The sequence below is a fragment of the Microbacterium mangrovi genome (genome assembly GCF_000802305.1).
GTDB classification, from domain to species: Bacteria; Actinomycetota; Actinomycetes; order Actinomycetales; family Microbacteriaceae; genus Microbacterium; species Microbacterium mangrovi.
Genome location: NZ_JTDK01000012.1, coordinates 91,863 through 112,425, shown reverse-complemented (window position 1 = coordinate 112,425; position 20,563 = coordinate 91,863). Strand labels below are relative to the sequence as shown.

18 protein-coding genes are annotated in these 20,563 nt (G+C 70.1%); 17 read left to right on the top strand and 1 reads right to left on the bottom strand.

Annotation, left to right across the window (positions count from 1 at the left end; all coding sequences use genetic code 11):
- Window positions 1-26 precede the first annotated feature (26 nt).
- The 14 genes from LK09_RS13900 (at window position 27) to LK09_RS13835 (ending at window position 13,919) form a co-directional block, all read left to right on the top strand.
- Entirely contained in the window at window positions 27-1,439 is a 1,413-nt protein-coding gene (locus LK09_RS13900; protein WP_039400578.1) for a UDP-N-acetylmuramoyl-tripeptide--D-alanyl-D-alanine ligase, read from the top strand.
- Window positions 1,436-2,539, top strand: coding sequence for a phospho-N-acetylmuramoyl-pentapeptide-transferase (gene mraY, locus LK09_RS13895; RefSeq protein ID WP_039400575.1), 1,104 nt, complete (start codon window positions 1,436-1,438; stop codon window positions 2,537-2,539). Before LK09_RS13900 ends, mraY begins: the two co-directional genes overlap by 4 nt.
- Window positions 2,536-4,110 (top strand): UDP-N-acetylmuramoyl-L-alanine--D-glutamate ligase, encoded by a 1,575-nt coding sequence (gene murD / locus LK09_RS13890; RefSeq protein ID WP_052226779.1) that lies wholly within the window; start codon window positions 2,536-2,538, stop codon window positions 4,108-4,110. The genes mraY and murD overlap by 4 nt, the downstream gene beginning before the upstream one ends.
- A complete protein-coding gene (ftsW, locus tag LK09_RS13885; RefSeq protein ID WP_231563046.1) occupies window positions 4,061-5,293 on the top strand; it encodes a putative lipid II flippase FtsW in 1,233 nt (410 codons plus the stop codon). Before murD ends, ftsW begins: the two co-directional genes overlap by 50 nt.
- On the top strand, window positions 5,290-6,363 hold the full coding sequence (locus tag LK09_RS13880) for a UDP-N-acetylglucosamine--N-acetylmuramyl-(pentapeptide) pyrophosphoryl-undecaprenol N-acetylglucosamine transferase (RefSeq protein WP_039400569.1): 1,074 nt from the start codon (window positions 5,290-5,292) through the stop codon (window positions 6,361-6,363). Before ftsW ends, LK09_RS13880 begins: the two co-directional genes overlap by 4 nt.
- Window positions 6,364-6,444: 81 nt before the next feature.
- The gene (murC, locus tag LK09_RS13875; protein WP_039400566.1) at window positions 6,445-7,860 is read left to right on the top strand and encodes a UDP-N-acetylmuramate--L-alanine ligase; all 1,416 of its coding nucleotides are present in this window, start codon (window positions 6,445-6,447) and stop codon (window positions 7,858-7,860) included.
- A gap of 4 nt (window positions 7,861-7,864) precedes the next feature.
- The gene (locus LK09_RS13870) at window positions 7,865-8,836 is read left to right on the top strand and encodes an FtsQ-type POTRA domain-containing protein (protein WP_039400564.1); all 972 of its coding nucleotides are present in this window, start codon (window positions 7,865-7,867) and stop codon (window positions 8,834-8,836) included.
- A 174-nt stretch (window positions 8,837-9,010) separates the two neighbouring features.
- Window positions 9,011-10,165 carry a cell division protein FtsZ gene (gene ftsZ / locus LK09_RS13865; RefSeq protein WP_039400560.1) on the top strand — a complete coding sequence of 385 codons (1,155 nt, stop codon included), beginning with the start codon at window positions 9,011-9,013 and terminating at the stop codon, window positions 10,163-10,165.
- A gap of 3 nt (window positions 10,166-10,168) precedes the next feature.
- Complete coding sequence (locus LK09_RS13860) at window positions 10,169-10,879, top strand: YggS family pyridoxal phosphate-dependent enzyme (protein ID WP_039400558.1); 711 nt, start codon at window positions 10,169-10,171, stop codon at window positions 10,877-10,879.
- A 33-nt stretch (window positions 10,880-10,912) separates the two neighbouring features.
- Window positions 10,913-11,383 carry a cell division protein SepF gene (locus tag LK09_RS13855; RefSeq protein WP_039400555.1) on the top strand — a complete coding sequence of 157 codons (471 nt, stop codon included), beginning with the start codon at window positions 10,913-10,915 and terminating at the stop codon, window positions 11,381-11,383.
- A 74-nt stretch (window positions 11,384-11,457) separates the two neighbouring features.
- Window positions 11,458-11,754, top strand: a complete 297-nt coding sequence (locus LK09_RS13850) for a YggT family protein (protein WP_039400552.1) — start codon at window positions 11,458-11,460, stop codon at window positions 11,752-11,754.
- Window positions 11,755-11,858: 104 nt separating this feature from the next.
- Window positions 11,859-12,440: a DivIVA domain-containing protein gene (locus LK09_RS13845; RefSeq protein WP_039400549.1), complete on the top strand. Its 582-nt coding sequence runs from the start codon at window positions 11,859-11,861 to the stop codon at window positions 12,438-12,440.
- 8 nt (window positions 12,441-12,448) lie between these two features.
- Window positions 12,449-12,997, top strand: coding sequence for a signal peptidase II (locus LK09_RS13840; RefSeq protein ID WP_039400546.1), 549 nt, complete (start codon window positions 12,449-12,451; stop codon window positions 12,995-12,997).
- A gap of 1 nt (window position 12,998) precedes the next feature.
- Window positions 12,999-13,919, top strand: coding sequence for an RluA family pseudouridine synthase (locus LK09_RS13835; RefSeq protein ID WP_039400543.1), 921 nt, complete (start codon window positions 12,999-13,001; stop codon window positions 13,917-13,919).
- A 10-nt stretch (window positions 13,920-13,929) separates the two neighbouring features.
- On the opposite strand, the gene LK09_RS13830 is transcribed toward LK09_RS13835, so the two are convergent.
- Window positions 13,930-14,406: an NUDIX hydrolase gene (locus LK09_RS13830; RefSeq protein WP_039400540.1), complete on the bottom strand. Its 477-nt coding sequence runs from the start codon at window positions 14,404-14,406 to the stop codon at window positions 13,930-13,932.
- Window positions 14,407-14,464: 58 nt separating this feature from the next.
- Between LK09_RS13830 and dnaE the strand changes: the two genes are divergently transcribed.
- The 3 genes from dnaE to hisD all read left to right on the top strand — a co-directional run bounded on the left by dnaE (window position 14,465) and on the right by hisD (window position 20,561).
- Window positions 14,465-17,983, top strand: coding sequence for a DNA polymerase III subunit alpha (dnaE, locus tag LK09_RS13825; protein WP_039400537.1), 3,519 nt, complete (start codon window positions 14,465-14,467; stop codon window positions 17,981-17,983).
- A 113-nt stretch (window positions 17,984-18,096) separates the two neighbouring features.
- Window positions 18,097-19,263, top strand: a complete 1,167-nt coding sequence (locus tag LK09_RS13820; RefSeq protein WP_156138824.1) for a hypothetical protein — start codon at window positions 18,097-18,099, stop codon at window positions 19,261-19,263.
- Window positions 19,260-20,561: a histidinol dehydrogenase gene (gene hisD, locus LK09_RS13815; protein WP_039400534.1), complete on the top strand. Its 1,302-nt coding sequence runs from the start codon at window positions 19,260-19,262 to the stop codon at window positions 20,559-20,561. The genes LK09_RS13820 and hisD overlap by 4 nt, the downstream gene beginning before the upstream one ends.
- Window positions 20,562-20,563: the final 2 nt, after the last annotated feature.

The following is a 20,563-nucleotide window of genomic DNA, read 5'->3' as shown; positions in this document are numbered from 1 at the left end:
TTGCGCACTTCGAAGACACCCAGGCAATGATCGCACTCACTCTCGCTCAGATCTCCGACGCCACGGCGGGTCGCCTGCTCCTCCACGGAGCCGACACGCCCGACACCGAGATCACCGGAACCGTCGACACCGACTCGCGCAACATGGCCCCCGGGTCCGTGTTCGTCGCCAAGCCGGGCGAGGCGACCGACGGGCACCTGTTCGTCGCCGGGGCCGTCGATGCCGGGGCGGTGCTCGCGATCGTGGAGCACGAGGTGGATGCCCCCGTCTCGCAGATCGTCGTCGCCGATGCCGTGCAGGCACTCGCCGACCTCGCCCGGGTCGTCGTCGCCCGCGTGCGCGCCCGGGGCCGCCTGCAGATCGTCGGGATCACCGGGTCCAACGGCAAGACGACGACCAAGAACCTGCTCGCCCGCATCCTCCAGGACGAGGGCGAGACGATCTCGCCGATCGCGTCCTACAACAACGAGGTCGGCGCACCGCTGACGATGCTGCGCGTGACGGACGACACGCGCTATCTGGTGAGCGAGTTCGGTGCGAGCGCCCCCGGAGCCATCGCGCGTCTGGCCGGCCTGGTGCGGCCCGACTTCGGCGTCGTGCTCATGGTCGGCATGGCCCACGCCGGCGGCTTCGGCGGAATCGAGGCGACCCAGAAGGCCAAGGCGGAACTCGTCCAGGCGCTGCGCCCGGGCGGCACCGCCGTGCTGAACGCCGACGACTCCCGCGTGGCGGCGATGGCCGACGTGGCCGCCGCCCAGGATGCCGCGGTGCGCTGGTTCGGCACCGGCCCGTCCGCCGACGTGCGTGCGACCGACATCGAAGTCCACTCGTCCGGCACCTCGTGCACGGTCACCGTCGGCGACGACTCCCGGCGGCTCGACCTCCGGGTGCTCGGGGCGCACCACGTCATGAACGCCCTCGCCGCGATCGCGACGGCGACCGCGCTCGGCGTATCGCTCGCCGCCTGCGTGGAACGCCTCCAGACCGTCCAGATCGCCGAGCGCTGGCGGATGCAGCCGCTCGGATCGGACCGGGTGCGCATCATCAACGACGCGTACAACGCGAGCCCCGACTCCATGGCCGCCGCCCTGCGCACCCTCGCGCAGATCACCGCGCCGGGGGAGCGCACCGTCGCGGTGCTCGGCGCGATGAGCGAACTCGGCGAGTACGCCGGCGAGGAGCACGACCGCATCGGCGAGCTCGCCGTGCGCCTGCGCATCCAGCGCATCGTCGTCGTCGGCGACGCGGCACGCCGGCTCTACCTGGCCGCCGTGGCCGAGGGGTCCTGGGACAGCGAGGCGGTCTTCTTCGCGACCGCCGACGAGGCGTACGACTACCTCGTCGGCGAGCTGCGCGACGGCGACCGGGTGCTGGTGAAGTCGTCGAACTCCGCCGGCCTGCGTTTCCTGGGGGATCGTCTGGGAGAATCGTTCTCGTGAGATCACTCCTGACGGCCTCGGCGATCTCGCTCGCATTCACGCTCTTCCTGACCCCTGTCTTCCTGCGGCTGTTCCGCCGGTGGGGCTGGGCGCAGGTGATCCGCACGCCCGAGCTCGGCAATCCGCAGCATCAGGAGAAGCGCGGCACCGCGACGATGGGCGGCACGATCTTCATCGCCGGATCCGTCACCGGCTATCTCGTCGGCTGCTACGTCGGCCACAACCCGCCCACGGCATCCGGGCTCCTCGTGATCTGGATGATGGTGGGGTTCGGTGCCGTCGGGTTCATCGACGACTTCCTCAAGGTCCACCGCAAGAACAGCCTGGGGCTGTCGGGCTGGCGCAAGATCGCCGGCCAGGTGTTCGTCACCGTCACCTTCGGCATCGGCGCGCTGCTGTTCCCCGACGCCTCGGGCAACACCCCCGGTTCCGCCTACATCTCGGTGTTCCGGGACATCCCGCTGCTGTCGTTCATGGCGCTGGGTCTCATCATCGGCTGGATCGTCTACCTGCTGTGGATCACCTTCATCGGCGTCGCCTGGTCCAACAGCACCAACCTCACGGACGGCCTCGACGGGCTCGCCACCGGGGCCGGCATCCTGACCATCGCGGCGATGAGCCTCACCACCTTCTGGCAGTTCAACCAGTCCTGCCCCGCCGTGCTGGGCACGCTCAACGAGCCGGCGTGCTATTCCACCCGCGACCCCATGGACCTGACGATCATCGCGGCCTCGTTCGTGAGCGCGCTCGTCGGCTTCCTCTGGTGGAACGCGCCGAAGGCCAAGGTCTTCATGGGCGACGTCGGATCGATGGCGATCGGCGGCGTGATCGCCGCACTCTCGATCCTCGGCCACACCGAGCTGCTCACCGTCGTCACCGCGGGCCTGTTCATCCTCGGACCGGCGAGCGTCATCCTGCAGCGGCTGTACTTCAAGGCCACCCGCGGAAAGCGCCTGTTCCTCATGAGCCCGTTCCATCATCACCTCGAGTTCCTCGGCTGGCCCGAGATCACGATCGTCGTTCGTCTGTGGATCATCGCGGGGATGCTCGCGGTCACCGGCGTGGGACTCTTCTACGTCGAATGGCTGACCCACCTATGACCGCTCCGCTGGCCGAGCTGAACAGCTGGAACGCCGACTGGAAGGGCCTGCGGGTCGCGGTGCTCGGGCTCTCGGTGACCGGATTCTCGGCCGCCGACACGCTCGCGGAGCTCGGGGCCTCGGTGCTCGTGGTCACCGAGGGCGCGTCCGAGGAGTACGCCCGCCTGCTTCCGGTGATCGGCGCCGACCTGCACGTCGGGCCGCTCGCCGAGGTGCCCGACGCCCTGGTGTCCTTCGCGCCGGACGTGGTGGTGGCCTCTCCGGGCTTCCCGCCTCATCACTCCGTCATCGTGTGGGCCCGGCAGCAGGGCATCGCCCTGTGGGGCGACGTGGAGCTGGCCTGGCGCGTGCGCGACAAGGTCCTGCGAGCCGATGGCACGCCGGCGGACTGGGTCCTCATCACGGGGACCAACGGCAAGACGACGACCACCCAGCTGACCGCGTCCATGCTGGTCGCCGGAGGCCTCCGCGCGGCGCCGTGCGGCAACATCGGCGTGCCGGTGCTGGACGCGGTGCGCGACCCGGCCGGATTCGACGTGCTCGTGGTCGAGCTGAGCAGCCATCAGCTCTGGTACCTGGGCCTGCAGCACGGGTCGGCGCAGTCGGTCTCGCCGTTCGCGAGCGTCTGCCTGAACCTCGCCGACGACCACCTGGAATGGCACGGTTCGTTCGACGCCTACCGCGACGCGAAGGCGCACGTGTACGACAGCACGCGTGTTGCGTGCGTCTACAACAAGGCCGATGACGCCACCCGGCTGATGGTCGAGGAAGCGGACGTCGTCGAGGGCGCCCGTGCGATCGGGTTCGACCTGGGCGTTCCCGGTCCGAGCGACCTCGGGGTGGTGGACGGCATCCTCGTCGACCGCGCGTACCTCGCCGATCGGCGCACCAGCGCCCGGGAGATCGCCACGGTCGCCGAGCTCGCGGAGCGCGGGCTCGCGGCGCCGCACATCGTCGCGAACATCCTCGCCGCCGCCGGCCTGGCGCTGGCGTTCGACATCGAGCCGGCCGCCGTGCGCGACGCGCTTCGCACCTTCCGGCTCGATCCGCACCGCATCGAGGTGGTCGCCGTCTCCGGCGGCATCACCTGGGTGGACGACTCCAAGGCGACCAATCCGCACGCGGCCGCGTCGTCGCTGGCCGCCTACCCCGGAGCCGTCTGGGTCGTGGGCGGTCTCCTCAAGGGCGTCGACATCGCCGAGCTCGTGGCCGACCGCGGCACGGGCGTGCGCGCTGCGATCGTCATCGGAGCCGACCGCGAGCCGATCGTCTCGGCGTTCGCGCGACACGCGCCCGGGGTGCCGGTGATCGAGATCGTCGCGGGTGAGACTGAAGAGGTCATGGTGCAGGTCGTGGAGCACGCGGCGCAGGTGGCCCGTGACGGGGACGTGGTTCTGCTCGCCCCTGCTGCGGCCTCCTTCGACCAGTTCTCCTCCTACGCCGACCGCGGGAGGCGCTTCGCCGAAGCGGTGACGCAGCGGATCGACCGGCAGGCGGCCGCAGCCGACGAGAGGGGGACCGGTGGCATCGACGCAGGCGACTCCGATCCCGCGGGGGGCGACGCGGTCTGAGCCGCGCCGCGGGCTCTCGGCCCGGATCGTGCTGGGCCGCGTGTTCGCGCCGGTGCCGAGCGAGTTCGTGCTCATCGTCTCGACGGCGCTGCTGCTGACCGGCTTCGGCCTCACGATGGTGCTGTCGGCCACGACCGCCGCCTCCACCGCGATCGGGGCCGACCCGTACGGGGCGCTCGTCAAGCAGGCGATCTTCGCGGCCATCGGCCTTCCGCTGATGTTCATCGCCAGCCGGATGCCGGTCAGATTCTGGAAGCGCATGGCCTGGCCGGCACTGATCTTCGCGATCCTGTTCCAGCTGACGGTGTTCACGCCCCTCGGCATCTCGAACGACGGCAACACCGGCTGGATCAGGATCTTCGGTCTGCAGGCGCAGCCGGCGGAGTTCCTCAAGCTCGCGCTCACCGTGTGGCTCGGCGCGGTGCTGGCCCGCAAGCAGCCGCTGCTGACGCAGGCCCGGCACGCTTTCATCCCGGTGATCCCGGTGACGCTCATCGTGATGGCGGCGGTGATGGCCGGCAAAGACCTCGGCACCACGATGATCCTGGCGCTGATCTTCCTCGCCTGCCTGTTCTTCTCGGGCATGCGGCTGCGACTGTTCGTCCTGCCGATCCTGCTCGGAGCGGCCGGGCTGGCGTTCTTCGTCGTGACCAGTCCGAACCGCATGCACCGCATCGCGAGCTTCACCGACTCGAGCGCGAGCTGCCTGGCCAACTACTACGGCACGTGCTACCAGACCCTGCACGGCATCTGGGGCCTGGCCAGCGGCGGCGTCTTCGGACTGGGCCTCGGCAACTCGAAGCAGAAGTACGACTGGCTGCCGGCGGCGGCGAACGACTACATCTTCGCGATCGTCGGCGAGGAGCTCGGGCTCATCGGGTGCATCGTCGCCCTGGCTCTGTTCACCCTGTTCGCGGTCGGGTCGTTCCACATCATCCGCAAGACCACCGACCCGTTCGTGCGGATCGTGGCCGGCGGCATCACGATCTGGATCGTCGGCGAGGCGCTGATCAACATCGCCGTCGTGCTGAAGCTCTTCCCGGTGATGGGGGTCCCGCTGCCGTTCATGTCGCAGGGCGGCACGTCCCTGGTCGCGGTGCTCGTCGGATGCGGCATCCTGCTCAGCTTCGCGCGCACGCTGCCCGAGAGGACCCAGCCGGGCTCCGGTACTCTCGCACGGTGACAACGTATCTGCTCGCCGGCGGAGGAACCGCCGGACACGTCAACCCCCTCCTCGCCGTCGCCGACGGACTGCGCGCGCGCGATCCGCAGGCGCAGACCCTCGTGCTCGGCACGAAGGAGGGCCTGGAGGCGCGACTCGTCCCGGAGCGCGGATACGAGCTGCTGATCGTCGACAAGGTGCCCTTCCCGCGCCGGCCCAACGGCGCGGCCGCGGCGTTCCCGAAGCGGTTCAACCGCGCGGTCGGGCAGGTGCGCGAGCACATCCGGACGCGCGGCGTCGAGGCCGTGGTCGGGTTCGGCGGGTACGCCGCGGCGCCCGCCTACGTGGCGGCCCGCCGCGAGAAGGTGCCGTTCGTGGTGCACGAGGCCAACGCGAAGCCGGGTCTGGCGAACGTCCTGGGCGCGCGCCGCGCGGCCGCGGTCGGTGTCGCCTTCGAAGGCACGAACCTGCGTGGCGGCGAGGTCGTGGGGATGCCGCTGCGGCGCGAGATCGTCGATCTCGACCGCGACGCCGCCCGCGCCGAGGCCGCGGAGTTCTTCGGGCTGGACGCCGCTCGGCCGACCCTCCTCGTCTTCGGCGGGTCGCTCGGCGCACAGCGGCTGAACGACGCCTTCGGCGGCGCCTGGCGTGACGTGCTGGATGCCGGCTGGCAGCTGATCCACGTCACGGGGGAGCGCTCCGAGCTGCCCGACCCCGGGGTCGCCGGCTACGCGCAGCGCCGCTACGTCGACCGGATGGACCTCGCGTTCGCCCTCGCCGACCTCTGCGTCTCCCGCTCCGGTGCGGCGACGGTGAGCGAGATCAGCGCGCTCGGCGTCCCCGCGGTCTACGTGCCGTATGCGGTCGGCAACGGGGAGCAGAGCCTGAACGCCCGGTCGGCGGTCGCAGCGGGCGCCGCGCGGGTCATCCCCGACGGCGAGTTCACGGCCGATCGCGTGCGCACCGAGATCGTCCCGCTGCTGACCGACGACGCCGCCCTTTCGCGGATGCGCGAGGCGGCCGGCACGGCGGGGACCCGGCGCGGCACCGAGAACGTCATCGGGCTCATCGACCGCGCCCTGCGCGGGTGACGCCGGCGTCCGGCGGATCCTCAGGCTGGCCGGGCGTGGCCTGATCCCGCCCTCAGCCCGGCAAATTAGGATTGACGCGACATGATCAGACCCGATTTGAGCCTTCCCATTCCCGAGCGCATCGAGGCGGCGCACTTCATCGGCATCGGCGGATCCGGAATGTCGGGCCTGGCCCGGATGTTCCTCGAGCGCGGCATCCGCGTCTCCGGTTCCGACCGCGCCGACAGCAAGGCGCTGCGCGATCTGGAGGCTCTCGGCGCCCGCGTGCACGTCGGTCATGACGCGGCCAACCTCGGGGATGCCGACACGGTCATCCACACCGGCGCGATCTGGCCGGAGAACCCGGAGTTCGTGACCGCGAAAGAGCGCGGTCTTCCGGTCATCCACCGCTCGCAGGCGCTGTACTGGCTGATCGGCGGACGCCGGCTGGTCTCCGTCGCGGGTGCGCACGGCAAGACCACGTCGACGGGCATGATCGTCACCGCGCTCCAGGCCCTCGGCGAGGAACCCACCTTCGTCAACGGCGGCGTCATCGCCCAGCTCGGCGTCTCGAGCGCGACCGGATCGGACGAGCTCTTCGTCATCGAGGCCGACGAGTCCGACGGCACGTTCCTGCTGTACGACACGGCGATCGCCCTCATCACCAACGTCGATCCCGACCACCTCGACCACTACGGCACCGACGAGGCCTTCTACGCCGCGTTCGCACGCTTCGCCCAGGAGGCTCGCGAGGCGGTCGTGATCTCGGCCGACGACGCGGGCGCGCAGCGGGTGCGCGCACAGCTGTCGCATCGGAACGTGGTGAGCTTCGGTCTGGATCCCGACGCCGACGTCCGGGTCGCGGAGGTGCGCACGGACGGACCGGTGTCGTGCACCCTGACCTACCGGGGCGACGAAGTGCGCGTGCAGCTGCAGGTGGCCGGCGTCCACAATGCCGTCAATGCGGCCGGCGCGGTCGCCGTGCTCGTCACGCTCGGCACGCCGTTCGCCGACGCGGCGCAGGCCGTGACGGGCTTCACCGGAACGGTGCGACGCTTCGAACTGCACGGCGTCGAGCGCGGCGTCAGCGTCTTCGACGACTACGCGCACCACCCGACGGAGGTCGCAGCCGCCCTCGCCGCCGCGCGCACCGTCGTCGGCGACGGGCGGATCATCGCCATCCAGCAGCCGCACACCTACTCGCGCACCCAGCACATGGCGCAGGAGTTCGCCGACGTGCTCGAGGCGTACGCCGATCACACCGTCATGCTCGACGTGTACGGCGCGCGCGAAGACCCCATCCCCGGAGTCACCGGCGAGACAGTCTCCTCGCGGTTCGCCGACCCCGATCACGTGCACTTCGTGCCGGACTGGCAGCAGGCGGCCGACTACACGGCATCCATCGCGCGACCGGGCGACTTCGTCGTGACGCTCGGATGCGGAAACGTGTACCTCATCATCCCGCAGGTGCTGGCGGCTCTCGCAGAGGCGGGGCCGGCCGGCGGCGCCGGGGAGTGACCGGATGCGCCGCCCGCCGCCGATCGAGCCGCCTCGGCGGCCGCTGAACGGCGCGCCCGCAGCGACCGACACGGTCGAGGACGACCAGCCGTTCGTCGCGCCGTTTCCCCGGACGAAGCCGCACGGGCGCGCCGAATCGGCGGCATCCGCCGAAGAACGCCGCCCCCCGGAGGCCGAGCCTGCGGAGTCCGACACGGCAGAGGCGGACGAGCCCGTCGTCGGACTGCGCGACGTCTGGCGCGCCGCACGGGCGCGTCGGCGGGTCCTCCAGTCCGAGGCGCGCCGCTTCACCGCCGCGCAGCGTCGCCGCCGCCGCATCTGGATCGGCATCGCCGCCGCATTCGTGCTGCTCGTCGGCGGCAGCACCGCCGCCGCATACAGCCCGCTGTTCGCCGTGCAGACCATCGAGGTCGCCGGCACGCACGCGCTGAAGGCCTCCGACGTGCAGAAGGCGCTGTCCAGCGAGCTCGGCAAGCCGTACCCGCTGATCGACCAGAGCGTGATCAAGGCCGCGCTGGTGCGGTTCCCGATGGTCGAGACGTACACCCTCGAGGCGGTGCCGCCGCACGAGCTGGTGGTGCGGATCGTGGAGCGGACGCCGGTCGGATTCATCCGCACGGGCGCCGGATACACCGTGGTGGATGCCGCCGGCGTCGCGCTGTCGACGACGCCGACGCGTCCGTCGGGGGTGGCCCAGATCACCGCGGGCGGCGTGGATTCGGCGTCGTTCCGGGCGATCGGCGAGGTGATGCGGGCGCTGCCGGCATCCATCCGCGACAAGGTCACCGCGGTGTCGGCGCAGAGTCCGGATGCCGTGACCTTCACCCTCGGGCCGACGGGCACGATCGTCGTGTGGGGGAGCGCGGACCAGACGACCTACAAGGTCGCGGTGCTCGAGCGGACGATGAAGGCGCGACCGCCGGCCGGGGTCCACCAGTACGACGTGTCCGCCCCGAACGCCGTCGTCGTGCGCTGAAGCACTGTCGGACCTCCGATCCCGCCGGGACTTGGACGACACGCCCGCGTGTTTCCGGGCATTCAGGCCGCCCTCTGCTTACCTTCATCACGAGGGAATTGCATACTCGGCAATTCTTTAAACCTCTAGATGAGGTTGAAGGTTGAAGCGGTTCGGGACGAGACGGAGGCCGGGATGAGCCAGAACCAGAACTACCTTGCGGTGATCAAGGTGGTTGGCGTAGGGGGCGGCGGAGTCAACGCCGTCAACCGGATGATCGAACTGGGCCTGCGCGGGGTGGAGTTCATCGCGATCAACACCGACGCCCAGGCCCTGCTGATGAGCGACGCGGACGTCAAGCTCGACGTCGGGCGCGAACTGACGCGCGGGCTCGGCGCAGGCGCCGACCCCGAGGTCGGCCGCCGCGCGGCCGAAGACCACGCCGAGGAGATCGAAGAGGCCCTCGCCGGTGCCGACATGGTGTTCGTCACCGCGGGCGAGGGCGGCGGCACGGGCACCGGCGGTGCACCCGTCGTCGCGAAGATCGCCAAGTCCATCGGCGCCCTCACCATCGGCGTGGTGACCAAGCCCTTCTCGTTCGAGGGACGCCGTCGCCAGAGCCAGGCGGAGGCCGGCGTCGCACGGCTCAAGGAGGAGGTCGACACCCTCATCGTCGTGCCGAACGACCGCCTCCTCGAGATCAGCGATCGCGGTATCTCCATGATCGAGGCCTTCGCCACGGCCGACCAGGTCCTCCTGGCCGGTGTGCAGGGCATCACCGACCTCATCACCACCCCGGGTCTCATCAACCTCGACTTCGCCGACGTCAAGTCCGTCATGCAGGGCGCCGGTTCCGCGCTCATGGGCATCGGCTCCGCCCGCGGCGCCGACCGCGCCATCAAGGCCGCCGAGCTCGCCGTCGAGTCGCCGCTGCTGGAGGCCTCGATCGAGGGCGCGCACGGCGTGCTGCTGTCGATCCAGGGCGGATCCAACCTCGGCATCTTCGAGATCAACGACGCCGCTCAGCTGGTCAAGGAAGCCGCGCACCCCGAGGCGAACATCATCTTCGGAACGGTGATCGACGACACCCTCGGCGACGAGGTGCGGGTCACCGTCATCGCCGCCGGCTTCGACGGCGGCGAACCGCAGGCGCGGATCGACGTCGTCTCCAGCCGTCGTCCCGAGCCGGAGGCGGTCACGGTGGAGCCCGCGCCCGAGGAGGACGCCGTGGTCGCCCCGCGCACGCCCGTCGTCGAGGAGAAGCCGAAGGTCGCGCAGCCGGTGGCGTCCTCGCGGTTCGACTCCGGTTTCTCGGACGACGACCTCGACATCCCCGACTTCTTGAAGTGATCGATGGATCTCGCCTCACGACTCGCCGACATCGACGCACGCATCGCGGATGCCGCGCGGTCGGCGGGTCGTGACGCGACCGCGATCACGCGCATCGTCGTCACGAAGTTCCACCCCGTCGGACTGATCCGCGATCTTCACGGTCTCGGTGTCCGCGACGTGGGGGAGAACCGCCTGCAGGAGCTGGCCGAGAAGGTGGATGCCGCCCACGACCTCCCCGGACTCCGCTGGCACTTCATCGGGCAGGCGCAGACGAACAAAGTGCGCCTGCTGGCCGCCGCGGCCGCGCGCGTCCCCCTCACGATCCACTCGATCGACCGTCCCAAACTGGTGGATGCGCTCGATCGTGCCCTCGGAGCCGACGGCGGCCCGCACGCGGCGTCGCCGATCGACTCGCTCCTGCAGATCAACCTGACCGACGATCCCGGCCGCGGAGGAATCGCTCCCGCCGACCTCGAACGGCTCGTCGAGCAGACGGCGCGGACATCCACGCTGCGTGTGCGCGGGGTCATGGGCGTCGCGCCCCTCGACGAGCCGCCGGCCGCGGCGTTCGACAGGCTCGCCCGGTACTCCGAGCGCGTGCGCGCGGTCGTTCCGGACGCCACCTGGATCTCCGCCGGGATGACCGGCGACTATGCGGAGGCGATCGTCGCCGGCGCGACACACCTTCGGATCGGCTCTGCAATAACCGGTCCGCGCCCGGAGCGCGATTAGCCTCGGTACAGACGAGCAATTGGGAGGAATGCGATGTCGAACCCGCTGAAGAAGACGATGGTCTACCTCGGCCTCGCCGACGAGGAAGAAGTCTATGAAGAGCAGCATTCGGCAAAGCCGGCTCCGCGCGCTTCCCAGCCTGTCGCCGAGAAGCCGGTGGCGCCGGTGACGCCCATTCAGCGACCGGCCGTCGTGCGCCAGCCGTCACCGTCCGCGGTGAGCGAGATCCTCACGGTGCACCCCAAGCAGTATCGCGACGCGCAGGTGATCGCCGAGAGCTTCCGTGAGAACATCCCGGTCATCATCAACCTGTCCCAGATGAGCGACGCCGACGCGCGGCGGCTCATCGACTTCGCGAGCGGGCTGTCCATGGGGCTGTACGGCCGGATCGAGCGGGTCACGAGCAAGGTCTTCCTGCTCTCGCCCGAGAACGTCACGGTTGCCGGCGACGGCGGGGTGGCGCAGGCCGACCCCGACGCCACGCCGTTCGCCCAGCAGCGCTGATCGCGCCGCGGGATGGTCGTGCAGACGCTGCATGACCGTCGTCGTGCGCGTGTCGTGTCGTCAGAATAGCGTTCGTGAACGTCGTCTCACTGGTTGCCGGAATCGTCAACCTGCTCCTTCTGCTCTACGTGCTGGTCCTGCTGGCACGAATGGTCCTCGACTGGGTCCCGATGTTCAACCGCGAGTGGCGTCCGCGGGGATTCGGGCTCGTCCTGGCCGAGGCCGCCTACATCGTGACGGATCCTCCGATCCGTCTCGTGCGCCGGTTCGTCAAACCGGTGCGCATCGGTGCCGCGTCGATCGACTTCTCCTTCACCGTCGTGCTGCTGGCGTGCTTCGTGCTGCTGGCCGTGACGCGCAGCGTCGCGTGATAATCCCACATTCAGGTACCCGCGGCTATGCTGACTGAAGACGAGCGCGCCTCGCGGCCGTGCACCGAAATCGACTTGCCGACTCCACCGAAAGAGGATTCACCATGGCATTGACCCCGGATGACGTCGTCACCAAGCAGTTCCAGCACGTCCGGTTCAAGGAGGGCTTCGACCCGGACGAGGTCGACGACTTCCTCGACGAGATCGTCGTCGAGTGGCGCAAGGCCATGACCGAGAACGAGGAGCTGAAGGCGAAGCTCGCGGAGTACGAGTCCGGCGCCAAGGCCCCGGCCGCCGCCGCACCCGCCCCGGCGCCCGCTCCCGAGAAGCCCCAGCTGCCGACCGTCGGCGGCGAGCCCGCCGCCGCGAGCGCCGGCATCATCGAGCTCGCCCAGCGTCTGCACGACGAGCACGTCGCCGAGGGCAAGGCGCAGAGCGAGAAGCTCATCTCCGACGCCCGCGCCCAGGCCGCGTCGATCGTCTCCGAGGCGGAGGCCCGTGGCCGCGAAGAGATGGCCCGCCTCGAGAAGGACCGCACCGTGCTGGAGGGCCGCATCACCGAGCTCCGCCAGTTCGAGCGCGACTATCGCGCCCAGCTGCGCGGCTTCATCGAGGGCCACCTGCGCGACCTCGACTCCACCTCCAGCGGGTCCAGCTCGACGCCGGTCTCGGCCGTCGGTCTGTAGGCCGGTCCTTGGCGGGCCGTGCCCCGCTTCGTGCTGCGGCGGCCGGCATCATCATCGCGATCCTCGCGCTGGTGGTGCTGGCCGCCGATCAGTTCGCGAAGCATCTTGCTCTGACAAATCTCCCGTACGAGCAGCCGGTGCACGTCATCGGCGACTTCCTGATCTTCTACCTCATCAAGAACGCCGGTGCGGCGTTCTCGCTCGGGTCCGGGGTGACGTGGGTGTTCACCCTCGCGCTCAGCGCCGTCGCCGTCGCCATCGTCTGGCTCGGCATCACCCGGGTGCGCTCGCGCGGCTGGGCGATCGTTCTTGGACTGCTCCTGGGCGGGGTGCTCGGCAACCTCACCGATCGCGTGCTGCGCGAGCCGGGCTTCGGCGTCGGCCATGTCGTCGACTTCATCTCGACGCCCTGGATGATGCCCGCGATCTACAACGTCGCCGACATGTTCATCACGACGATGATGGTGTGCGTCGCGCTGCTGGTGCTGTTCGGGGTGCGCCTGGACGGCACGCGCGACCGGCGCAAGGCTTCGGCCTCCAGCGGCGCCGAGGACTGACGTGGAGTTCCGGTCCCTGCCCGTCCCCGACGGGCTCGACGGCAGCCGGGTCGATGCGGGCCTGGCCAAGCTGCTCGGTTTCTCCCGGACGTTCGCGGCCGAGGTCGCCGACGCCGGCGGCGTGAGCTGCGACGGCGCCGTGCTGGGCAAGTCGGACCGCCTGCGGGCCGACACCTGGCTGGAGGTGTCCTGGACGCCCAAGCGCGAGCCCCGGGTCGAGCCCGTCGAGGTCGCCGACCTGCGGATCGTGCACGAGGATGCCGACATCGTCGTCGTCGACAAGCCGCTCGGCGTGGCCGCCCACCCCTCGCTGGGGTGGGACGGGCCGACCGTGCTCGGCGCGCTGGCCGCGGCCGGGGTCCAGGTCGCGCAGCTGGGTCCCGTGGAACGGCAGGGCATCGTCCACCGGCTCGACGCGGGCACCAGCGGTCTGATGGTGGTCGCGAAATCCGATCGGGCCTACACGGCGCTCAAGCAGGCGTTCAAGGACCGCACCGTCGACAAGATCTACCACGCCGTGGTGCAGGGGCATCCCGACCCGCTCGCCGGCACGATCGATGCTCCGATCGGCCGGCATCCCTCCCATCCGTGGAAGTTCGCCGTGACTCCCGACGGCAAGGACTCCGTCACGCACTACGAGACCATCGAGGCCTTCCGCGGGGCATCCCTGCTCGAGATCCACCTCGAGACCGGCCGCACCCACCAGATCCGCGTGCACATGGCCGCCCATCGGCACCCCTGCGTCGGCGACCCGCTCTACGGCGCCGACCCGACCCTCTCGGCGCGACTCGGCCTCTCCCGGCAGTGGCTGCACGCCCACGAGCTGGCGTTCGCGCATCCCGGAACGGGGGAGTGGGTGTCGTTCGAGGCGACGTACCCCGCCGATCTGCAGCACGCGCTGGACCTCCTCCGGGAGGAGTGAGCGGGCCGGCTCAGACCCCGCCTTCGAACACGGCCGGCCCGGTCACCGCGACGGCCCGCGCGATGCGTTCGCGCTGATCGCCGCGCTCCAGGGCCGGCAGCGCGTCGAGGTCGTACCAGCCGACCTCCGAAAGCTCGCCGTCGACGGGCCGCGGCTCGCCCGACACCCACTCGCACCGGAACACCAGGTCGAGGTAGTCGACGAGGTCTCCGTTCAGATGCGTCGTGCGCGGCAGCTGGTGCACCCAGGCCAGTCGCACCGGCCGGATCACGATGCCGGCTTCCTCCATCGCCTCGCGCACGGCGGCGTCGGCGGGTTCCTCGCCGGGATCCACGATGCCGGTGATCGGTGCGAGGACGCCGTTGTCGCTGCGCCGGCCGAGCAGCACCCGATCGCCCTTCACGATCACGGCGGTCACGCCGACGAGGGGGATCGGATCGTGCCCGATCCGGGAGCGCAGCTGCAGCACGAAGTCGGGGGTGGGCATGTCCTCACCGTACGGGGCGGCTCGACGCGGTGTCGGAGGCGCGACGTAGGGTGGAGTCGTGGCATCAGACAGCTTCGTTCACCTGCACGTGCACAGCGAGTACTCGATGCTCGACGGGGCAGCGCGCATCGGGCCGCTCGTGCAAGAGGCGGCCAAGCAGGGCATGCCCGCGATCGCCGTCACCGACCACGGCAACACCTTCGCCGCGTACGAGTTCTACAAGACCGCGATGGATGCCGGGGTCAAGCCCATCATCGGCATCGAGGCGTACGTCACCCCCGGAACCCACCGGTCCGACAAGTCCCGCGTGCGCTGGGGGACGCCCGAGCAGAGTGACGACGACGTGTCGGGTTCGGGCGCGTACACCCACATGACGCTGCTGTCCGAGACGACCGAGGGCATGCACAACCTGTTCCGACTCTCCAGTCGCGCCAGCATGGAGGGCTACTACTTCAAGCCCCGCATGGACCGCGAGCTGCTGAACGAGTACGGCAAGGGCATCATCGCGACCACGGGGTGCCCGTCCGGCGAGGTGCAGACCCGGCTGCGCCTCGGGCAGTACGACGCGGCGCGGGCTGCGGCGGCCGAGTTCCAGGACATCTTCGGCAAAGACAACTACTTCGCCGAGATCATGGACCACGGGCTGTCCATCGAACGGCGGGTCATGGGAGACCTGCTGAAGATCGCGAAAGATCTCAGCATCCCGCTCGTGGGCACCAACGACCTCCACTACACGCACCAGCACGACTCGACGAGCCACGCGGCGCTGCTGTGCGTGCAGTCCGGTTCGACGCTCGACGACCCCAAGCGCTTCAAGTTCGACGGCGACGGCTACTACGTCAAGACGCCGGCCGAGATGCGGCAGGTGTTCCGCGATCACCCCGAGGCGTGCGACTCGACGCTGCTGATCGCCGAGAGGTGCAACGTCGAGTTCGATACCTCCGCCAACTACATGCCGCGCTACCCGGTCCCCGAGGGCGAGACCGAGGAGACCTGGTTCCTCAAGGAGGTCGAGGCCGGCCTTCACGTGCGCTACCCGGGCGGCATCCCCGATGCCGTGCGCAAGCAGGCCGACTACGAGTGCGGCGTCATCGCGCAGATGGGATTCCCCGGCTACTTCCTCGTGGTCGCCGACTTCATCAACTGGGCAAAGAACAACGGCATCCGCGTCGGTCCGGGCCGAGGTTCGGGTGCCGGGTCGATGGCGGCCTACGCCATGCGGATCACCGACCTCGACCCGCTGCAGCACGGCCTCATCTTCGAGCGCTTCCTCAACCCCGACCGCGTCTCGATGCCCGACTTCGACGTCGACTTCGACGACCGTCGCCGGGCCGAGGTGATCCAGTACGTCACCGAGAAGTACGGCGACGAGCGCGTCGCGCAGATCGTGACGTACGGCACCATCAAGGCCAAGCAGGCGCTGAAGGATGCCGGCCGCGTGCTCGGCTTCCCGTTCAGCATGGGCGAGAAGCTCACCAAGGCGATGCCGCCCGCGGTGATGGGCAAGGACATGCCGCTGGGCGGCATGTTCGACCCCGAGCATCCCCGCTACAAGGAGGCGTCGGAGTTCCGGGCCGTCATCGAGAGCGACCCCGAGGCGAAGACCGTCTTCGACACCGCGGTGGGGCTGGAGAACCTCAAGCGGCAGTGGGGCGTGCACGCGGCGGGCGTCATCATGTCGAGTCATCCGCTGCTGGACATCGTGCCGATCATGCGCCGCGAGCAGGACGGCCAGATCGTCACGCAGTTCGACTACCCCGCGTGCGAGTCGCTCGGCCTCATCAAGATGGACTTCCTGGGGCTGCGCAACCTCACCATCATCAACGACGCGCTCGACAACATCGAGGCCAACCGGGGGCACCCGCTGGTGCTGGAGGACCTTCCGCTCGACGACAAGGCCTCCTACGACCTGCTGACCCGAGGCGACACGCTCGGGGTCTTCCAGCTCGACGGCGGCCCCATGCGGAGCCTCCTGCGCCTCATGAAGCCCGACAACTTCGAGGACGTCTCCGCCGTCATCGCGCTGTACCGCCCGGGGCCCATGGGCGCGAACTCGCACATCAACTACGCGCTGCGCAAGAACGGGCAGCAGGAGATCACCCCGATCCACCCGGAGTTCGCGGAGTCCCTCAAAGAGATCCTCGACATCAGCTACGGCCTGATCATCTATCAGGAGCAGGTGATGGCGATCGCGCAGAAGGTCGCCGGGTTCAGCCTCGGCCAGGCCGACATCCTGCGTCGCGCGATGGGCAAGAAGAAGAAGTCCGAGCTCGACAAGCAGTACGAGGGCTTCCATCAGGGCATGGTCGACCGCGGGTACAGCGAGGCGGCCATCGCGGCGCTCTGGGAGATCCTCCTGCCGTTCTCCGACTACGCGTTCAACAAGGCGCATTCGGCCGCGTACGGCCTGGTGTCGTACTGGACGGCATACCTGAAGGCGCACTATCCCGCCGAGTACATGGCGGCTCTGCTCACGAGCGTCGGCGACTCGAAAGACAAGATGGCCGTCTACCTGAACGAGTGCCGCCGCATGGGCATCAAGGTGCTGCCGCCGGACGTGAACGCCTCGATCCGCTACTTCGCGGCCGTCGGCGAAGACATCCGCTTCGGCCTGGGCGCCGTGCGCAACGTCGGGGCGAACGTCGTCGACGCGATCGTGGAGGCTCGCAAGGAGGCGCCGTTCACGACGTTCCACGACTTCCTGAGCAAGGTGCCGGTGCCGGTGGCCAACAAGCGCACCGTCGAGTCGCTCATCAAGGCCGGTGCCTTCGACGAGTTCGGCGACACCCGCCGTGCACTCATGGAGATCCACGAGGATGCCACCGAGGCTGCGGTCGAGGTCAAGCGCAAAGCGGCCACGGGCGCCATCGGGTTCGACTTCGACAGCCTGTACGACGAGACCGAGGAGGCCGCGCCGCCGAAGGTCCCGGAGCGACCCGAGTGGACCAAGAAGGACCGCCTCGCTTTCGAACGCGAGATGCTCGGGCTCTACGTGTCCGACCATCCGCTGGCGGGTCTCGAGATGCCGCTGGCGAAGCACTCGTCGACGTCCATCCACGACCTCCTGGCCAACGAGGACATCGAGGACGGAACCCAGGTCACCGTTGCCGGCCTCGTCACGAGCGTGCAGCACCGCGTCGCGAAGCAGAGCGGAAACCCGTACGGCATGATCACGGTCGAGGACTTCTCCGGCGAGGTCACGGTCATGTTCATGGGCAAGACCTACACGGAGTTCCAGTCGCTGCTCATCGCGGATTCCATCCTCGTCGTGCGCGGCCGGGTCTCGCGACGCGATGACGGCTTGAACCTGCACGGGCAGTCCGCGTTCGCGCCCGACCTGGGGGCGACGGATGCCTCCGGCCCCCTCGTGCTGACCATTCCGGAGCACCGCGCGACCGAGAACGTGGTGGGCGAGCTGGCGCGGATGCTGGAACGTCACCGCGGCGAGACCGAGGTGACCCTGCGGCTGCATCGGGCCGGCGTCGCCAAGGTGTTCGACGTGCCGATGCCCGTCAATCTGACCGCCGATCTCTACGGCGAGCTGAAGGGACTGCTCGGACCCGCCTGTCTGAGTTGACCCGTCCGCCCAGGAGATGCAGAACCCGTCCAGGGGATTGAGAACGTGCCCGCCGGTAGGATCTGGTGCTGTTCGCGCCACGATCCGTGAGCGGAGCGACCGAAGGAGACACTGTGCCTGAGCCGCAGAACGAGAACCAGCCGACCGCCGCCGAGGACGACGCCGCGCAGAGGTCCGCGGCGCGGGAGCGGGCCCAGCACGAACACGAAGACGTGCTCGCCGCACTCGTCGGCGCGGACGACCACGACGACCACACGCCGGCCGTCGAGCCCGAGCCGGAGTCGCACGCGCGGGCCGGCGGCGACGGCTCCGCCGTCGGCGCGACCGAGGCGGCCGCGGCCGATGACGACGCCGCCGCCGGCGGAGCAGCTGCCCCCGGCGTCCAGTACGGCGTCGGTCCGTTCTCGATCCGCGAGGTCGTCATCGGCGGCGTCTGGCTGGTCGCATTCGTGGTGTCGTTCTTCTCGATCCTGCCGGCGCAGGCGAGCTTCACCTCGGTATGGACCGAGGGCATCAACTGGATCCTGACGATCGCCGTCCCGACGGTCGCCGTGTTCCTGCTCGTGCTGCGCCGTCTGTCGCCCACCGGCATCCGGCGCGTCGGTTCGCTCGGCATCGACCAGTTCGCCTCGGTCGCGTTCTCGGTCGCGGCCGTCGTCTGGATCACCCTCGCGTGGGAGAGCGTCATGCTTACCGCCCGCTACGCGGCCGCATCCGGCTATTCCTGGGTCGTCTGGGTGGAGTCGGTGCTGATGGTCGCGGGAGTCGTGCTGACGGTGTTCGCACCTCTCATCCCGGTCTTCGCCCAGGACTTCCAGGGCCGCCCGGAGGCTCCGGCCCACCGTCTCGCACGCCCGGTGCGTCCCGTCGCCCAGCGCCCGCGGCCGGTGCGCCCGGCACCGGTCGCCCCCACGGCCGTGACCCCGCAGACTCCGGCTGCGGCTCCCGTCGCGGTGGCGGCTCCGGCTCCGGCACCTGCCGTCGAGCCCGAGCGGACCCGCGAACCCGAGCCGGCCGAGCCGGTTGCGGCCGACACCACGGTGATGGCTGCGGCCTCGGCGGATGCCGAGACCCGCGCCGTGCCGACGGCGACGCAGGCGTTCTGGGCCCTCGTCCCCGAACAACGCGACGTCGTCGACGCGACCGGGACTCCGCTGTTCTCCGTGGGGCCGACCGCCTGGGCGCTGGTCATCGAGGAGCGCGCCGACGGGTTCGTCGTGCGCCACGAGGACGGCCGCGTCGGCTACCTGCGTGACACGTCGGGGGTGACGCGCGGATGATGCGCACCATCGATCTCCGCGGCCGCTCGCTGTCGCTCGCCGAGCTGCTGGACGCCGTTCCGCGGGCCGAGGCCGCCCGCGCCGAGGCGCTCGCCGCGGCCGCCCGCATCGTGGACGACGTGTCCGTGCGCGGTGAGGAGGCCCTGCGCGCCCAGGCCGAGCAGTTCGACGGCGTCTCCGGTCATGACGTGCGCGTCCCCGCGTCGCACCTCGACGAGGCCCTCGAGAACCTGGACCCCGTGGTGCGCGACGCGCTCGAGCGGGCCATCGTGCGGGTGCGCGAAGCGTCGGCCGCTCAGGTCCCGGCACCGACCACGACCGTCCTTGCACCCGGCGCCGTGGTGTCCCAGCGCTGGCAGCCGGTCCGTCGCGTCGGCGTCTACGTCCCCGGCGGCAAGGCGGTGTATCCGTCGAGCGTGGTGATGAACGTCGTCCCGGCGCAGGTCGCCGGCGTCGAGCAGGTCGCGCTCGCCTCGCCGCCGCAGCGCGAGTTCGACGGACGCGTGCACCCGGTGATCCTCGCCGCGGCCCGGCTCCTCGGCGTCGACGAGGTCTACGCGATGGGCGGTGCCGGGGCGATCGGCGCGTTCGCGTACGGGGTCGCCTCGCTCGGCCTCGACCCCGTGGACGTGGTGACCGGTCCCGGCAACAACTTCGTCGCGGCCGCGAAGCGCGCGGTCGCGGGGCGCGTCGGCACGGATGCCGAGGCCGGCGCGACCGAGATCCTGATCGTGGCGGATGCCGGAGCCGACCCGCGCCTCATCGCCGCGGACCTCATCAGCCAGGCAGAGCACGACGAACAGGCATCCGCCGTGCTCGTGACCGATGCGCCCTCCCTCGCCGACGCCGTCGCCGCGCAGGTCGCGGTGATGGCGGATGCCACGCGGCACAGCACGCGCGTCCGGGCGGCCCTCGCCGGGCCGCAGTCGGCGATCGTGCTCGTCGACGACCGGGCGACGGCCACGGCCTTCAGCAACGCCTATGCTCCCGAGCACCTCGAGCTGCACCTGGACGATCCCCGACCGGAGGAGTTCGGGAACGCGGGTGCGGTCTTCGTCGGCGCGCACTCCCCGGTGAGCCTCGGCGACTACCTCGCCGGAAGCAACCACGTGCTGCCCACCGGCGGGCAGGCGCGATACGCGTCGGGGCTGTCCGCGGCGACGTTCCTGCGCCCGCAGCAGGTCATCGAGTACGACCGCGCGGCCCTGTCCGAGGTGCGCGACGCCATCGTGGCCCTGGCCGAGGCCGAGGCGCTGCCCGCGCACGGCGAGGCCGTCACGGCCCGGTTCGACGGGTAGTC

Bases quoted from the DNA above. Each gene is read 5' to 3' on its own strand.
- LK09_RS13900 (WP_039400578.1), top strand. From the start codon at position 27: ATGATCGCACTCACTCTCGCTCAGATCTCCGACGCCACGGCGGGTCGC.
- murD (WP_052226779.1), top strand. From the start codon at position 2,536: ATGACCGCTCCGCTGGCCGAGCTGAACAGCTGGAACGCCGACTGGAAG.
- murC (WP_039400566.1), top strand. From the start codon at position 6,445: ATGATCAGACCCGATTTGAGCCTTCCCATTCCCGAGCGCATCGAGGCG.
- LK09_RS13870 (WP_039400564.1), top strand. From the start codon at position 7,865: ATGCGCCGCCCGCCGCCGATCGAGCCGCCTCGGCGGCCGCTGAACGGC.
- ftsZ (WP_039400560.1), top strand. From the start codon at position 9,011: ATGAGCCAGAACCAGAACTACCTTGCGGTGATCAAGGTGGTTGGCGTA.
- LK09_RS13860 (WP_039400558.1), top strand. From the start codon at position 10,169: ATGGATCTCGCCTCACGACTCGCCGACATCGACGCACGCATCGCGGAT.
- LK09_RS13855 (WP_039400555.1), top strand. From the start codon at position 10,913: ATGTCGAACCCGCTGAAGAAGACGATGGTCTACCTCGGCCTCGCCGAC.
- LK09_RS13845 (WP_039400549.1), top strand. From the start codon at position 11,859: ATGGCATTGACCCCGGATGACGTCGTCACCAAGCAGTTCCAGCACGTC.
- LK09_RS13830 (WP_039400540.1), bottom strand. From the start codon at position 14,406: ATGCCCACCCCCGACTTCGTGCTGCAGCTGCGCTCCCGGATCGGGCAC.
- hisD (WP_039400534.1), top strand. From the start codon at position 19,260: ATGATGCGCACCATCGATCTCCGCGGCCGCTCGCTGTCGCTCGCCGAG.